General features: G+C 36.4%; 20 protein-coding genes and 2 pseudogenes. 2 read left to right on the forward strand and 20 right to left on the reverse strand.

All coding sequences use genetic code 11. From position 1 onward, the window contains the following. Positions 1-20 precede the first annotated feature (20 nt). The 11 genes and pseudogenes from mreD to ACIQ7T_RS20635 all read right to left on the reverse strand — a co-directional run bounded on the left by mreD (position 21) and on the right by ACIQ7T_RS20635 (position 8,542). Positions 21-545 (reverse strand): rod shape-determining protein MreD, encoded by a 525-nt coding sequence (gene mreD, locus ACIQ7T_RS20585; RefSeq protein ID WP_370075432.1) that lies wholly within the window; start codon positions 543-545, stop codon positions 21-23. Next, positions 545-1,456: a rod shape-determining protein MreC gene (mreC, locus tag ACIQ7T_RS20590; RefSeq protein ID WP_370075433.1), complete on the reverse strand. Its 912-nt coding sequence runs from the start codon at positions 1,454-1,456 to the stop codon at positions 545-547. Before mreC ends, mreD begins: the two co-directional genes overlap by 1 nt. 13 nt (positions 1,457-1,469) lie before the next feature. Continuing rightward, positions 1,470-2,489 carry a rod shape-determining protein gene (locus tag ACIQ7T_RS20595; RefSeq protein WP_132356994.1) on the reverse strand — a complete coding sequence of 340 codons (1,020 nt, stop codon included), beginning with the start codon at positions 2,487-2,489 and terminating at the stop codon, positions 1,470-1,472. Between the two features lie 867 nt (positions 2,490-3,356). Then, positions 3,357-3,503, reverse strand: a pseudogene (locus ACIQ7T_RS20600) (JAB domain-containing protein); the annotation flags it as partial. A gap of 853 nt (positions 3,504-4,356) precedes the next feature. Further along, positions 4,357-4,524, reverse strand: a pseudogene (locus ACIQ7T_RS20605) (JAB domain-containing protein); the annotation flags it as partial. A 101-nt stretch (positions 4,525-4,625) separates the two neighbouring features. Then, positions 4,626-5,159 carry a hypothetical protein gene (locus ACIQ7T_RS20610; protein ID WP_402873047.1) on the reverse strand — a complete coding sequence of 178 codons (534 nt, stop codon included), beginning with the start codon at positions 5,157-5,159 and terminating at the stop codon, positions 4,626-4,628. 13 nt (positions 5,160-5,172) lie between these two features. Beyond that, complete coding sequence (locus ACIQ7T_RS20615; RefSeq protein WP_402873049.1) at positions 5,173-5,700, reverse strand: replication-relaxation family protein; 528 nt, start codon at positions 5,698-5,700, stop codon at positions 5,173-5,175. A 4-nt stretch (positions 5,701-5,704) separates the two neighbouring features. Beyond that, entirely contained in the window at positions 5,705-7,003 is a 1,299-nt protein-coding gene (locus tag ACIQ7T_RS20620; protein WP_402873051.1) for an FtsK/SpoIIIE domain-containing protein, read from the reverse strand. A gap of 183 nt (positions 7,004-7,186) precedes the next feature. Further along, positions 7,187-7,363, reverse strand: a complete 177-nt coding sequence (locus ACIQ7T_RS20625; RefSeq protein ID WP_402873054.1) for a hypothetical protein — start codon at positions 7,361-7,363, stop codon at positions 7,187-7,189. 15 nt (positions 7,364-7,378) lie between these two features. Beyond that, entirely contained in the window at positions 7,379-8,278 is a 900-nt protein-coding gene (locus ACIQ7T_RS20630; protein ID WP_402873057.1) for a helix-turn-helix domain-containing protein, read from the reverse strand. A 42-nt stretch (positions 8,279-8,320) separates the two neighbouring features. Next, positions 8,321-8,542 carry a hypothetical protein gene (locus tag ACIQ7T_RS20635; protein ID WP_402873060.1) on the reverse strand — a complete coding sequence of 74 codons (222 nt, stop codon included), beginning with the start codon at positions 8,540-8,542 and terminating at the stop codon, positions 8,321-8,323. Positions 8,543-8,706: 164 nt separating this feature from the next. On the opposite strand from ACIQ7T_RS20635, the gene ACIQ7T_RS20640 reads away from it, so the two are divergent. Then, complete coding sequence (locus ACIQ7T_RS20640; protein ID WP_036127261.1) at positions 8,707-8,910, forward strand: helix-turn-helix domain-containing protein; 204 nt, start codon at positions 8,707-8,709, stop codon at positions 8,908-8,910. A gap of 89 nt (positions 8,911-8,999) precedes the next feature. Continuing rightward, complete coding sequence (locus ACIQ7T_RS20645; RefSeq protein ID WP_402873064.1) at positions 9,000-9,554, forward strand: DUF5067 domain-containing protein; 555 nt, start codon at positions 9,000-9,002, stop codon at positions 9,552-9,554. 73 nt (positions 9,555-9,627) lie between these two features. Here ACIQ7T_RS20645 and ACIQ7T_RS20650 read toward each other — a convergent pair whose 3' ends face one another. The 9 genes from ACIQ7T_RS20650 to ACIQ7T_RS20690 form a co-directional block, all read right to left on the reverse strand. Then, complete coding sequence (locus ACIQ7T_RS20650; protein ID WP_402873067.1) at positions 9,628-9,969, reverse strand: YhjD family protein; 342 nt, start codon at positions 9,967-9,969, stop codon at positions 9,628-9,630. Beyond that, positions 9,966-10,187, reverse strand: coding sequence for a transcriptional regulator (locus ACIQ7T_RS20655; RefSeq protein WP_402873070.1), 222 nt, complete (start codon positions 10,185-10,187; stop codon positions 9,966-9,968). The genes ACIQ7T_RS20650 and ACIQ7T_RS20655 overlap by 4 nt, the downstream gene beginning before the upstream one ends. 134 nt (positions 10,188-10,321) lie before the next feature. Next, positions 10,322-11,068, reverse strand: a complete 747-nt coding sequence (locus ACIQ7T_RS20660; RefSeq protein WP_402873073.1) for a lysozyme — start codon at positions 11,066-11,068, stop codon at positions 10,322-10,324. Then, complete coding sequence (locus ACIQ7T_RS20665) at positions 11,065-11,481, reverse strand: phage holin family protein (protein WP_402873076.1); 417 nt, start codon at positions 11,479-11,481, stop codon at positions 11,065-11,067. Before ACIQ7T_RS20665 ends, ACIQ7T_RS20660 begins: the two co-directional genes overlap by 4 nt. Before the next feature lie 61 nt (positions 11,482-11,542). Further along, positions 11,543-11,797, reverse strand: coding sequence for a hypothetical protein (locus ACIQ7T_RS20670; RefSeq protein ID WP_402873079.1), 255 nt, complete (start codon positions 11,795-11,797; stop codon positions 11,543-11,545). Between the two features lie 43 nt (positions 11,798-11,840). After that, a complete protein-coding gene (locus ACIQ7T_RS20675; RefSeq protein WP_402873082.1) occupies positions 11,841-12,008 on the reverse strand; it encodes a hypothetical protein in 168 nt (55 codons plus the stop codon). A gap of 2 nt (positions 12,009-12,010) precedes the next feature. After that, entirely contained in the window at positions 12,011-12,277 is a 267-nt protein-coding gene (locus tag ACIQ7T_RS20680; RefSeq protein ID WP_402873083.1) for a hypothetical protein, read from the reverse strand. A gap of 4 nt (positions 12,278-12,281) precedes the next feature. Then, positions 12,282-12,890 (reverse strand): hypothetical protein, encoded by a 609-nt coding sequence (locus ACIQ7T_RS20685; protein ID WP_402873086.1) that lies wholly within the window; start codon positions 12,888-12,890, stop codon positions 12,282-12,284. Beyond that, the gene (locus tag ACIQ7T_RS20690; RefSeq protein ID WP_402873088.1) at positions 12,890-13,756 is read right to left on the reverse strand and encodes a hypothetical protein; all 867 of its coding nucleotides are present in this window, start codon (positions 13,754-13,756) and stop codon (positions 12,890-12,892) included. Before ACIQ7T_RS20690 ends, ACIQ7T_RS20685 begins: the two co-directional genes overlap by 1 nt. Positions 13,757-13,758 lie beyond the last annotated feature (2 nt).

The raw sequence follows: 13,758 nt of genomic DNA on the forward strand, positions 1-13,758 counted from the left end.
TCACCCCACGTTGCTCTTTATTAAGAAACTTCACGTGCTCTCTGTAAGACACGCGCATTTATTAGATACTTAAAGGCCCAACCAAGAATCATTAAAAATAGTGCATTAGCAATGATCGTTGGCAGCAGTCGTGAACGTAAGAAATCCGATAATGGGATCGTTGTAAAGTCGATAAGATAGAAGAATTGATAGAGTATAAATTCTAAAATTGCTACTAAAACAACCGAAATCGTCGTTGTCACAACTAAGTGCTGATGAATAACTTTCACAATAGACCCTGCTAAAAAACAAATAAGCGGAAACAGTACTGAATATAATCCAATAATATCAATGTAAAACACATCATACAAGACACCAAAAAAAAGTCCATACATTACCGCTCGCTGACGGCTGTAATAGATGGAAATAAATATTAAATATAAGATTAAAAATCTCGGAACTAAATAAAAGATTTGCCCTTTCACTTCAATCGGTGAAAACATAGCAAACTCTGGTTCTACCAAAAATAGTAAAACTGCCACAGAGGGGATGAGAAACCGAACCATTATTCCGCCTCCTCTTTACCCTTTTGTGGATGTGTTAAATCCTCGTTCGATGTATTACCATCAGATCCGTCTATTACAGTAGCGGAACGTTTAGCAATAACAACATAGTCTAAAATTGAAAAATCAGCAGATGGTTTTACATAAGCCATTTTTGTTAAGCCAAAATCATCTGTACTTACTTCAGTTATTTCTCCGATTGGCACATTTTTAGGGAAAATACCGCCAAGTCCTGATGAAACGACTTGCTGACCCTTTTTAACTGTTAAACTTGAATCGATTCGCTTCATGATGAGTTCATTACGCTCTTTATCATAGCCCTCGATTAAACCGTATGCTTGTTTATCTCCTTGAACCATCGCAGAAACACGATAGTTTGGATTATTTGTATATAAAAGCTCTACCTCAGAGGTGAAAGGTGTCACTAAAGTAACTTTACCGACTAAACCTTTTGCTGTCATAACTGCCATATTTTTTTCTACACCGTGTGAAGATCCTTTATCTAAAATGATCTTTTCTTCCCACTGGTCAGGATTTCTAGCAATAACTGTGGCATGAATCGGATCATAAGCTTTTAAGCTTTCCGATTTGTCCGTAAGCTCTTGAAACTTTTTAATATCAGCTTTCAAGTCCGATGCCTCAGCCTGTACGGCTGCAAATTCATCTAAGCGTGCTTTTAAACGTTTATTTTCTTCGTACGTGTTTAAGAGGGAATCAATACTATTAAAAACACCAGTAATATAATTCGCCGGCTTCGCAACAATAGATTGTGCGACGCCGACAGTGTCTTTAATAATTTGCTCTGGTAAAGTTGCATTCGTCCGTTCACGTAATGAGAAGCTAATCAATGCCACAAGAAAAACCATGCCCACGAGTAGCAAAATTAATTTCTTATTGAAAAAAAAATGTGGCATTGCCTAAACCTCCTTACCCTTTAACTTGTTGTTGACGAATTAAATCAATATGTTCTAGAGCCTTACCTGTACCAATAGCAACACAGTCCAGTGGATCTTCTGCGATAAATACTGGCATATTAGTTTCTTGGCTAATAACTTTGTCTAAATTCGTTAATAGCGCACCACCGCCTGTTAGTACAATTCCGCGTTCCATTACGTCTGCAGATAATTCAGGAGGTGTTTGTTCTAGAGTTTTTCGAACACCATCAATAATAGATGCTACCGCTTCACGTAAAGATTCAGAAATCTCCTGTGAAGAAATTTCGATCGTTTTTGGTAAACCTGTTAAAAGGTCGCGTCCTCTAATTTCCATTCTTTCTTCTGGACCCTCAGCCAATGCTGTACCAATTTCCATTTTTACTGCTTCCGCAGTACGTTCACCAATTGTTAAGTTATATGATTTACGAATATACGAAATGATGGATTGGTCCATTGCATCCCCGCCAACACGCACGGATTCACTTGTTACAATACCACCTAATGAAATAACCGCTACCTCTGTTGTACCACCACCGATATCAACGACCATTGACCCTGTTGGATCCCATACTGGTAAGTTCGAACCGATTGCTGCTGCAAATGGCTCTTCAATTGTAAATGCTTCTTTAGCACCTGCTTGGCGAGCAGCATCAATAACCGCACGTTGTTCAACCGATGTAATACCATAAGGCACACAAATCATAACATTCGGTTTTTTCCAGTTACCGCCAGAATTTTTACAAGCTTCTTTTAAATAGTATTCTATCATTGCTGTAGTAATATCAAAATCAGCAATAACGCCATCTTTCATAGGACGGATTGCTACGATTGACCCAGGTGTACGACCAATCATATTTTTTGCATCATTACCAACTGCAACAATATCTCCCGTTTTTGTATTTTTCGCTACAACTGAAGGCTCGCGTAAAACGATTCCCTTCCCTTTAATAAACACTAATGTATTCGCTGTGCCAAGGTCGATCCCGACATCTTTACTTCCTAATCCAAACAATTTGTGTACTCCCTTTCTATTTAAGCCATACTTTCGTTGACATCAACTACACCCAGGCGTATTTACGCCCCAAGCCTCTATCTTCATTCACTCAGTGTTAGACACCTACTGAAAAAAAACTACACACTCATTTATCTCACACCTGTTGGAGTAAGAGTCTTTTTCTGAACAAAAATAAAATCATACCGTTCATTATAACGGAAAAACGCAAGAATTTGTAGTGCCACATACCTCTTCTCGCGGAAAAGATACTATTTTAATTCCCACCCAAACAAAAATAGTACGTATAGATTAGCATATAATTTTTATTCTTGTAAGACAACGTGTAATAGGCTACCAATTTTTGTGAATATTATAGACATTTTTCTACGAGTACAATAACGTTTTCTAAAAAAAAAGGTTCGCTTTTATTTTTGGCTTTTCGCAAAAAGATACAAAATATTTATTTATCAATTATGCCTTGGCATAATTACGTCCGGAATCGACTTTGTTCTTGCACAAAGCACTCCTTTCCGATTCCGTGACATCCGCCGGAGGCTTTGGGCCAACGTGATGTTGGTCACTCAGTCGTTGCCACAGGACGTGGCGTACTTAGACTGAGTTCCTCTATTTCAGCGGGTGTTTGGACACACTCTGAAAAGTAACTTAAATTCGCATTCATCTCACCACCTATAGAAGTAGGTGACTTCTGCTGAAAGAAGTTAAAATAATAAAGCGATTTGATTCTTCACTAAATTTTGGAAACAAAGAACACTGTAAGGCTTCCCGAAATGATTCGGCAACTGCTTTACAATTCTAAATCGTGTAAATCTCGCATAACCCCCCTAAATTTTCCATCAAAAAAACTCTGCAAAATTTATTGCAGAGTTAAAAGTATCCTTTTTCTTTCAAACTAATGAACTGATGATCACCGATGATAAGATGATCTATTAAATCTATGCCTATAATATAACCAGCCTCTAAAATTCTTCTCGTCACTTCTATATCCTCTTCACTAGGTGTTGGAACTCCGCTAGATAGCAATAGGTAAGGCTTTGAAGTAATCTCTACCTTTTCCCCTGCTCCACACCGTGCATGCAACTTTCATCGCACACGGCATTCCATCGTTTGCCTTCTATTTCATTTATCTCAATCTACTAAGTTTTCGCTCAAGGTCTATCACGCTCCAATCATGGCTCGTGACCTTTTTAGTCATCCTAGAATCCTTGAAATGATTGAGTTGAAATAGTTTAGACGAAACGACTTGAGGCTATTGTTCCATTTCCATTACAGAAACTTCATTACTCCTGCCTCTACTCTCACTATCATAAAAGGAAGTTATAGATACATTCCTTTCCTTCCTAACACTTCATCGAGTGTGTACTCTTCATGTTGATAGCTTTCCACGTTCCCTTAACCCTATCAATACTTAACTTAGGTGCTAGCTCTTGCCTGGCGTCCTCTCCATCGCCTGTAACGATGCATGGAGCTTTCGAAACCACCATACTTACTCGCCCACGGAAACGCACTTGAATTCTCATCAAGTCTACTCATTTCTAAATAGTCACACTTACAGACATTTCGTTCGCTAGTTCGTCAGTGTTTTACCACATTCTCACCATATTAAGTTTTAATGACTCCCGACCTATCCGTTACACCAACTACCTCTAGTTAGCTTTCGGTTATCAATTAGATTGGCACTACGGTAACATTCAGCCGACTTCACCGAGCTTCACACCTTATTCTTATACACATTCGAATAACGCATGTCGGAGTATTAGAGTAGGCGTTTCAAGGCGTTACCCTATCATTCCACCTATCGAGTGAAGAGTTCACGACTCTCTTACTTGTCAACTTGACGTTCGGACAGCATGCGCAACCTTTTCAGTTACGAACGTGTCGCACGGTGATTGTGTGCACAAATAATAGAAGCCGCAGATCTTTTTACAGCTTCGCGATATATCTCCCTAGGATGAACAATCGAAGCATTTAGACTGCCTATAAAAATCGTCTGTCTATGAATAATTTGATTTTTTACGTTTAAAAAAAGAACCACTAACTTCATATAAATACAAACTATTAAAACGCCATTAAAGATATACTTTCTTTCTATTATATGTAACGATTTAGACCACCAAAAAAGGTGGTCTTTTCCTATTAAACAGCCTTACCAATAGCTCTAAGTATTTCTAGAAACAATGGAGACATTTGAATTAATACATAACCTAATCCAGCGTTCATAATAGTACTCCAAGCCTTTTCAGAATTACCTAGCATGAAAAAGAAGCAACCACCAACCATGATTACAGATGCGATAGGAAAACTAATAGCGACTAATATTTGTACAACTGGATCTAAAGCAGTTGCTAATATTTCCAATGATTTATCTGCAATTATTCCAGTCTGTTGAGGAATAGTAGTAATAGAAATTGTGGAAGGCATTTGTGCCATTACGGGAGCTAATACAGGTTGTTGTATAGGAACTTCTACAGGAGTGTTTATGGAGGAAAGTGTGCTATGAAATTTGTTAAACATAAATAACCCAGTACCAACAGCTGTGATTGCTGGAACTGATGCAGCAATTGCTACATGTTTTAAAGTTGCATATTTTTCATCACCTTCAAATCGGTCCGAATAATCCGTATACTCATTTACAGGTACTACCTCAGTTTTAATACGTTTTTTTAACATTTATAATCCTCCTCTATTTAATTTCGTTTATTGTGTACACCTTGCACTTTAGCCCTCCACAGGATTCTTCTAGTTGTTTACGTCTTAGCTCAGTCGTGGTAAGCCAAACGACAGTTGGGTAATAGCCCATTTGATTAACCAGGTTATCCATCAACAATTTGTACCGTTTAATCTTTTCACGGTTCTCTTTCATGGTTTGTAGATTATCTACTTCAAGAAAGTGTTGAAATCCATTTCTAGAAAACATGCCGTCCACAATGATTGAAGTGGTACCATCCGATATTTTCACTTCATTCTTCCAATCCATCGGACATTTATAAAACAACCAAAATTCATTACGCATGATGGTGTGCTGTACATGGCCACCCTTTTTACGAACCTTTTCGCAGTCAACATATAGGCGGCCTAAATTATTTAGATAGTAAATTGTTTCATAGCCGTCTCGAATTGTAGATAGATATTCTGATAAATTGTGGAGGACCCTATTTGTGTTTCGCTTCTTCCCAAGGTTAAAATATCGACTGAGTTGATCACGCGTCATAAAATCAAACTTCTTCAAAAGTAACAGTATGCTCTCGTCTCTCGATGATAGCTGTTTCTTCAACGCGTTCCCCTTTCTTATCGATTATGTGAGGTTCAATAGTATCGTGGATAATTTGTGGTGTAATTAGTGGTGTTTGAAGTATTTCTCGTTTGTCTGCTGTTTGGTAAATTGCACGACCTTTAATCATAGGTAATGACTCTGCTCCCTCTGCATCCAGTACAACACGTGAAGCGACTGCCGATTGCACTCTAAAGCAAAGCTTGGCATCTGCATTTTGTTTAACCTGTCGTGGAATTACGTCACCTACAGGATACTGTGTGGCTACGACTAGCCTAAAACCTAGCCCAGCACCAAGTCTTGCTATTTGGCTCATAATCGTTTGGCATTCTTGCTTTAATAATTTTTCATCACGTGTAACAGATTCAGAAGCGTTTAACTCCCCTACTTCATCGATGACAACAAAGTAACGTTCTTTTATATTTGCTTGCTGTACATTTTTCTTACCTAGTCGCTTAAGTTGCCTTTGAATATCACGCATCTCGTCATAAGCCATTTGTAAAGTGTGGAGGGCCTCATGTGGTTCGTATGCAATGGAAATCGTCTGTTTAATATTTTCATAGTCGCACAGTTCCACTCCACCTTTTAGATCAATTAAATAAAGGTTTGTGTGTTCTGGTTCACATTGGACCAGACTGCAAATCATTGAATTAATGAAATTACTCTTTCCGTATCGTGTAGCACCACCCAGGACTAGATGAGGCACCAATTCAAAATCATGATACTTAAACTCGTTCATTGCTCTAGTGACACCTACTGGCACTCTCCAACCTTCTCCTGGTGTAAATGCTACTTCCCTTGCTAATGGCTTATCATACACCCTAACAATTAGTAAACCATCATAAGATAATTCAATTTCCTTTTGTTCAGTAAGCTTTGCTTTCCACAGTTGTTGTAGCTGCAGAAGGATGTCTTTATCAAAATTTAACTGTCGTAAATCGTTAAAGGTAACATTCTTCTTTCGATTATTCAGACCATCCTCAAAGACCTTTAGCTTAGCTTCATAGTCGCTGAATGAACGGCCTAATGGGATACGGTACTTATATTCCCAACCCCATTCATATTGTTTTTTCTTAACAAGTTGCGTGGTTAATGTGTCCTTCCCATCTCGGACATTTAATCCGGATAGAGACATGATCCGCTGAATCTTTCCGGAATCATTAGAAGATAATCCTTTGTGTTTCGAGAATGCTTTTAATGCAATTCCACCCATCAATCCAGTCGTTAAAATTTCAAACAGCAAACTTTCATCCTTCCTTAAATAAAGTAGGCGTCACGGTTATCTTACATAGTAAGAGTTGCAGTAAATGAGCATATTTAAAAGATGCACAAACTATTGATACAACAGCATTTCATCTATGCCCACTTTAATACTACCGAAGCAATCAATCAGGCATAGTATCGGGTATACAAGTAGGCATAAAAATCACCTAACAATATAACCAACCTTTCGAGGTACAATGTAATTCTTTTTAACAACAGGTTTACTAACAGTTGAGGATGGCAATCGGTCCACATCTAGCTTATGGTCCGATTCTTGGACCGAAAGAAAATCAAAAATCGTTAATTGACCTTGTTGCTGCATGTACTCAAAATGTGTCATTTCTTCATCTCCCTTTTACCATAACAACCAGTTATCGATTGTCGGTCTTTTATTAGTATTTGATTGTGGAAGGCCATCACGCTCATTCAACCAATTGTAGAAAGGTACAGGGCGTTCTTTAGATGGAGTTTCTTCTATAGAAGAAGATTTATTCGACTTACTACTTAAACACCCTAGAGCCTTGTTATAAGCTCCAGTGAATACTGCTCTTAATGTACTAGTAACAGTCAGTACACCTTCTTTAATATCCATTGCAATTTTAAATAGAACATTTTTCGCTTTAATAAAGTCCTCTACAGAATTTACTGGTGAAGCTAGTACACATTTGTGCAATTCATCTTTTAAGTTATCTGCTAATGGCAAGCTACTCATGAAATCAAACAGCATTGCCTGGTACTCGTTCATGTATTCTTTTTTCTTTTCAGCTTGCAAAGCCAATTCATTTTCTAAATCACATAAATTATTACTTGCTTGTTTAGAACTTAAAAGATTAAAAGATTTAATGCTTACATCTTCTGAAACATCTTCCGAATCCTTGTCGTTACTAGCTTCAACGACTCCATCTCGATGCATCATATCCGATACATCATTTTGTGGTAAGAAGAAATAAATGTTCGCTCCCTTGATACCGTTTCGTTTTGGACGATTTGCTTTGCCAATGATTTTTAAATCAATTAGCTTTTTAATCGCACGACTAACTGTAATTAAAGAAACTCCTACTTCCTTTGCAATTGTTTCGTTTTTTAAATGACAAGCACCAGGATAATCTAAACAGTGTGACTTGATAGCGAAAACGATGGTACGCTCAGATTTAGTTAGATTGAATCGATCTTCTTTAATTCGGTCATTGATTTCTAAATCCATGTCCTCCACAGATTCAAATGTTGTGTATTGTGCTAGGTATTCGAATGCCACCGTTTTCACCTCACTTTCATTACCATAACTTCTACTTAAATGTTAGTTTTGTTTGTTATTACATTTTTGTTCTGGAAACTTTTCTTCTACATCTGCTAATCCTTCATCGATGATACCCAATAGTTTAGTTGCAAACTTGACAACTTCACTAGATTCGTCGTACTTGATAGTGCCTTTTAAATGACCTTTTACTGTAGATAACACAAGTGTTTGCTCTAATAAATATCTAGAACGCTCTTGCTCGAGTTTGAAATAATTGTTCATATTAATTCCACCTTTCGTTATTAAATATAATAATTTAATTATTTGTTGATTTGAGTATAAATTATTAAATTTAATAATTCAAGTATTTCATAAAAATTATTTATTAAATTTATGGATTTGTGTATAATGGAATTCAAGAAGAATATAATTAAAGAGGTGAAATCATGGAACTAAAAGTTAAACTAAAAGAAGTGTTAAACGAACGAGGAATGTCACAAGTGGAATTAGCAGAAAAGACAGGACTAACACGTACAGTAATTAGCGAACTTGCAACTAATAGAAGAACATCAATTAATCGTGAACACATCACCAAAGTTTTACAAGCTCTTGAAATTACAGATATGAATGAAATGTTTGAGATCAAGTAACAGATAACTAAATACAGTTGTCTGTTTTTTTATATGTACTTTTCAATCATAATTTCCTAAAATGGAAATATAGAGGGAGGATTTTATATATGAATAAAAAATTAATTTTTAGTGCAGCTTTAGTATTGAGTTTAGGTTTAGCTGGTTGTGGAGCAGATTCATCGAATGAAGATAAACCTAAAGAGGAAACAAAAACAACTGCTTCTACCGATAAAACAGTTGATAAAGAGGTTTATTTTAAAGATAACGAGGCAAAATTAGAGAGTTTAAAAATAAAGATCACTGAAACTAAAGTAATTAAACCAGGAGAAAAAGGAAACGAACATGGCGATAAACCTGTATTCGCAATCTGGTATGAAACAACAAATTTAATTGATGAAGGTATTGATCCAATGGATGCATGGTTTGTAGTCTTTTCAGTAATTCAAGATAACAATCCAAATGCTATCAATAAATTGGAAGTTGGATTGTTACCAGACAGTAGATTTAGAGATACTCAATTAGAAAAGATTAAAAAAGATGGAACTGTAGAAAATGCTATTGCTTATGAATTGGATGATTTAGAAACACCAGTTACATTAATAGCAAATCAAGGTCTTGGTGGTAAAGAATTAGGCAAGCAAGATTATCAAATTAAACAATAATGAAATTTTAGTCACTCAAATGAGTGGCTTTTTTCATTGCATAAAAAATAGGCACTCTTTTAATAAGTGCCTGTCATTTATCTTGGTGGTTAATTAACAATTTTTCCACTTGCGTTTTAAGAGCCATATTAGCATACGTCAGCACTAGGTCTTCACCAGCTGTGGCAACAGTTAAATCACTAAAGTATTCACTATTCTTTTCCCACTTCACAATTCTAATTTTATCTTTGGCCAACAACCTTTTAGAGTTGTAACATTCTTGAGAAATGTCGTCTAAAAGCTTATCAAGTATTGGCAAATATACTTTACTCATTTTTAAGTTTTCGATTACTTTGTAATCCCTTTGCAACGATTGAACAGCCATATCATAAACCACATATTTATGAAGTAGTTTTCTTTGCTCTGCGTTTATCATACAACTTCTCGCTCTCTTTGGGTGATTGGAACAACTGCCAATACACTATCAATCATAAATGTACGTTTGGCTTGCCTTGTAAAACAATATGCCTGAAACGAATCACCAACAATTTTAATGATTTTGATTCGTCTTTTAGATACTTCACCAGATTTAGCTAAGTACATCATATTCATAATTTGATTACGTTGCATTGCTTTAATCAGTTGTTCTTTCATCCTCTACACTCCTCTAAATAAGAACGTTTGTTTGTAACTATATTAGAACAGTTGTTTGCATTTTGGCAAGAAAAAGTTGATGGAAATAAAAAAAAGACTAGCTCGGCTAAATTAGCTTTGCTAGTCATTACTTTCTATTTAGATGTTCCACGAATTGTAGCATAACTTAACTTGCCTTCCACAATAGCACGTTCAGCAATTCGTTTCGCTTCAGGTAAAGTGTTACTCCATCCGCTGATAAAACGCCAACCATTTTGATTCGAATTACCTTGCGCTGGCTCTGCATATGATAAATACTTTTGTTGCACAGCTGCATTCATGGCTGCAATCATCGCTTCGCGACTTCCATAATTACCGCTTAGAATACGGAATTTCTTTGGTTCTTTATCGATTTCTAGGTATTCAATTTTATTGCTTACATCAACACTTACGTTAACGACAGGCTTTTTAAATAAGACTACTTCGTCTTTTCTTCGATTGACTAACCCTTGAAGTTTCTTGCCACCAGCATTGCAATATAACAGCATTTCATTGCATGCTTGATCCCATTGACGGGCATTTAAATAATTTAAAAGTGCAGTATTCCTCAAGATATTACGACCAAGATTATACTGGAAAGAAGCAAGTGCATCATATTGATTTTGGTTAAGAGGCACTTTAACATACTGTTCAATTGTATTGGCATGTTCTTGAGCTTGCTTACGTAGTAATTCCAGTGCTTCGTCTTTTTTGATTGTTTGACCTTGCTTTACTGCCTGTCCGTTAGGCCATTTAGTAGTACCATATCCAATTGTCCATATGTTCACGGGATCACGATAAGCGTTTGGATAAAACCCTTCCCACTTAGAAATTAAATTAAGAGCAGTGTTTGAAATTTTCATTTAGAATCATCCTTTCTATCATCGTTATCCATCTGTAACTGTGAAAAGGCATTCGCTAAAAATTTCGGTACACGAATGCCAAGTTTACCTAAGTTTTCAATCATACTAATACCTTCCATACCGATTAAAAAGAGAATCATTGTATTACGCATGAAGTTGCCACTCTCTGTTGCTAAATCTAGTTGTACAGCAGCAATGACCATTAATACCATTGCTGTCTTTTTAATTAAACCTTTGAACATCTTTTTACTTTCGGTTTTTTTGAATACTAAACTAACCATAAATCCTAATGTATAGTCGATAGTCATAAAAATAGCTAACGCTTTTATCAAGTGGTCAATACCTCCAACAAGGTATCCTAACCACGCCATAGTACCGCCAATTATCGATGTATATAGTGTGTCTGTTTTCATCTGACACCTTCCTTTTCTGCATAATAAAAGCCCTCCACAATTATCTGTGGAAGGCAAACTGTTACTTAGTTGAATTACTTTCTTTAAGCTTACTAGCTATTTTAGCAAAGAGTTCTGATAAGTCTTCACACATTTCAACAGTTAGATTTGTACCGAAATATTCATCACACATTTCATAAAGTGAAAATACCTCTTTTTCTTCAACATAAAGAATGTTAAAAACTCTATTCTCAGCAAGCTTTTCTAACGTTTTCTCACAATCACCAAATAAGTTTTTATCTACATATTCATCAGCATCTTTTACATAGTGTTCCATGCAATTCACTCCTTATTATGAAGCATAAAAAATAACGCTAAGCTTATGCTTGCGTTTCCATTAATGTACATAACTCTTTATATTCATCTTGCGTGATACGTTTTGTCAGAACAAATAAATCCATGCTTGTTAACAATTCATTCTTTTGCGTTTCTGTCATGTTTTCACGCTCTGCTAACTTTTTGCAAGCTCGATAAGTAAGGCTGTTCATGCTTAAACCTCCATTTCTTTCATAGAAATAAGCGTTTCTGTATTTACTAAAATCTTAGCTTGTATTTCATCTATTTGCGGTTCAATTGGAGTTGGTTCAGAAATTGAAGGAGCTGTAAACTTACCTGTTTTACTGTTATAATCCCAACCTTCTTGGATATTATTTTTACTTGTGATATCAACCAAAACAATATCAGGTGCAAACTCAGGTTTTTCATCAGCTTCAAAAATCCAATGTGCTTTATTATATAATATTTGTGCTATTCTCATTTAATCACTCCCACCATTTGACTGTTAATATTCCGTTGCCACCTTTACCAACACTACCAGGACCACCAGGGTTGCCTCCGACACCTATAGTTATCGGAATGGACGTATTAGGTGTAACAGTGACAGGGTAATCTGCAACAAAGTGACCACCACCGCCGCCACTTCCTGATCCATTACCTCCACCACCACAACAGTAAGCGCCATTAGCGAATGTTCCAGTTGGAGGATAAAATCCACTACCACCACCTATTCCGCCTGTATTGTTTGGTGTTGTAACGATTGGGTATCCGCCTTGACTTCCTCCTAGACCTCCAGATAGTCCTCCTGAACCGTAATTACCTCCAGCACCTCCTGATAGACTTAATAAAGCACCAAATGATGTTGTGCCTCCTGCTTTACCACTATTTGCGTTACTATCAGCACCACCACCACCAGCTCCGCCACCTGTGATATATACCTCTGTCACACCTGCTGGAACAACAAAAGTTCCGTTTTCTGTATATACTTTACTTTTTAATCTTTTTCCTACAGTAGCCAATGAAGTGTTGATGCTATCTACTTTTGTTTTTATTTCATCTTGTGTCTTCTTAGTTGGTAATTGAATTTCAGGCATTATAGAACCTCCTCATAAACAAAAATAAGACCATCCTTATCTTGATTGGTCTTAAATCCGTATTTATATTTTTTATTGTCTGTGGAATCTAAAAACTTGTGAGGTAATGCATCATTTTTATGGTCATCAATCATATTAAACAGGTTCCCTGCAGCATCTTCGCTTAATTTACCTTTTATGGTTTCGAACCATGCAAGAAATAGCGCTTCTTCAGCACGTCTCCAAGCTATGAAGTCTTTTTCTTGTGCATCAATCCAAGCCTCTAATGCCGTTGTTACATCGGTCTGCCATTTCGAAAACTCATTTGCCTTTGTGACACTATAACTATTAAACCATGATTGATATTGATTAAAGATTGTAGTTGTGTCCACTTGATTTATAACGGCGTGCATATAGCCGCAAAGACTATTATTTAAACGCGTATCTGTAATAGATGCTTGTGTAATTGTTAAAGCACCTTTTGCGATATAAATATCAGCCAAAGCTAATTCATAAGCATCAGCATCTCGTTTTAATGTTGGTGCAACTGGAGATGCAGAAAGCGTTCCTTTTTTGACTTCCACACTCATCTTTCTTTGGAGGAAATCTAATCGTATAACAATACGATCAATACGATTTAGTGACGTATCACCAACTGCTAATGACAAACTGTAGTCATCATCATTAATTAAATAATATCCATTAATCCATGCCTTACCTGGTCTGATTATAACTTTCATAGCATTCGTAACAGCCATTACCTGTAAGCAATCTGAAGGTTTAACGAAAATACCGTTCCCAATAAATGTTGCAAAATACTGAGCGAAATCTTCCGCCTTATATCGTCTATCTCCATTAATAGAGTTCATCATTCCAAATTTAATCATTA

This window comes from Lysinibacillus sp. NPDC096212, assembly GCF_044763105.1.
Taxonomy (GTDB): Bacteria; Bacillota; Bacilli; order Bacillales_A; family Planococcaceae; genus Lysinibacillus.

Coding starts and splice junctions, on each gene's coding strand:
- ACIQ7T_RS20650 (WP_402873067.1), bottom strand. CDS start 9,969: ATGATAAACGCAGAGCAAAGAAAACTACTTCATAAATATGTGGTTTAT.
- mreD (WP_370075432.1), bottom strand. CDS start 545: ATGGTTCGGTTTCTCATCCCCTCTGTGGCAGTTTTACTATTTTTGGTA.
- ACIQ7T_RS20655 (WP_402873070.1), bottom strand. CDS start 10,187: ATGAAAGAACAACTGATTAAAGCAATGCAACGTAATCAAATTATGAAT.
- ACIQ7T_RS20690 (WP_402873088.1), bottom strand. CDS start 13,756: ATGATTAAATTTGGAATGATGAACTCTATTAATGGAGATAGACGATAT.
- ACIQ7T_RS20645 (WP_402873064.1), top strand. CDS start 9,000: ATGAATAAAAAATTAATTTTTAGTGCAGCTTTAGTATTGAGTTTAGGT.
- mreC (WP_370075433.1), bottom strand. CDS start 1,456: ATGCCACATTTTTTTTTCAATAAGAAATTAATTTTGCTACTCGTGGGC.
- ACIQ7T_RS20640 (WP_036127261.1), top strand. CDS start 8,707: ATGGAACTAAAAGTTAAACTAAAAGAAGTGTTAAACGAACGAGGAATG.
- ACIQ7T_RS20675 (WP_402873082.1), bottom strand. CDS start 12,008: ATGAACAGCCTTACTTATCGAGCTTGCAAAAAGTTAGCAGAGCGTGAA.
- ACIQ7T_RS20685 (WP_402873086.1), bottom strand. CDS start 12,890: ATGCCTGAAATTCAATTACCAACTAAGAAGACACAAGATGAAATAAAA.
- ACIQ7T_RS20670 (WP_402873079.1), bottom strand. CDS start 11,797: ATGGAACACTATGTAAAAGATGCTGATGAATATGTAGATAAAAACTTA.
- ACIQ7T_RS20660 (WP_402873073.1), bottom strand. CDS start 11,068: ATGAAAATTTCAAACACTGCTCTTAATTTAATTTCTAAGTGGGAAGGG.
- ACIQ7T_RS20635 (WP_402873060.1), bottom strand. CDS start 8,542: ATGAACAATTATTTCAAACTCGAGCAAGAGCGTTCTAGATATTTATTA.
- ACIQ7T_RS20665 (WP_402873076.1), bottom strand. CDS start 11,481: ATGAAAACAGACACACTATATACATCGATAATTGGCGGTACTATGGCG.
- ACIQ7T_RS20680 (WP_402873083.1), bottom strand. CDS start 12,277: ATGAGAATAGCACAAATATTATATAATAAAGCACATTGGATTTTTGAA.
- ACIQ7T_RS20625 (WP_402873054.1), bottom strand. CDS start 7,363: ATGACACATTTTGAGTACATGCAGCAACAAGGTCAATTAACGATTTTT.
- ACIQ7T_RS20610 (WP_402873047.1), bottom strand. CDS start 5,159: ATGTTAAAAAAACGTATTAAAACTGAGGTAGTACCTGTAAATGAGTAT.
- ACIQ7T_RS20615 (WP_402873049.1), bottom strand. CDS start 5,700: ATGACGCGTGATCAACTCAGTCGATATTTTAACCTTGGGAAGAAGCGA.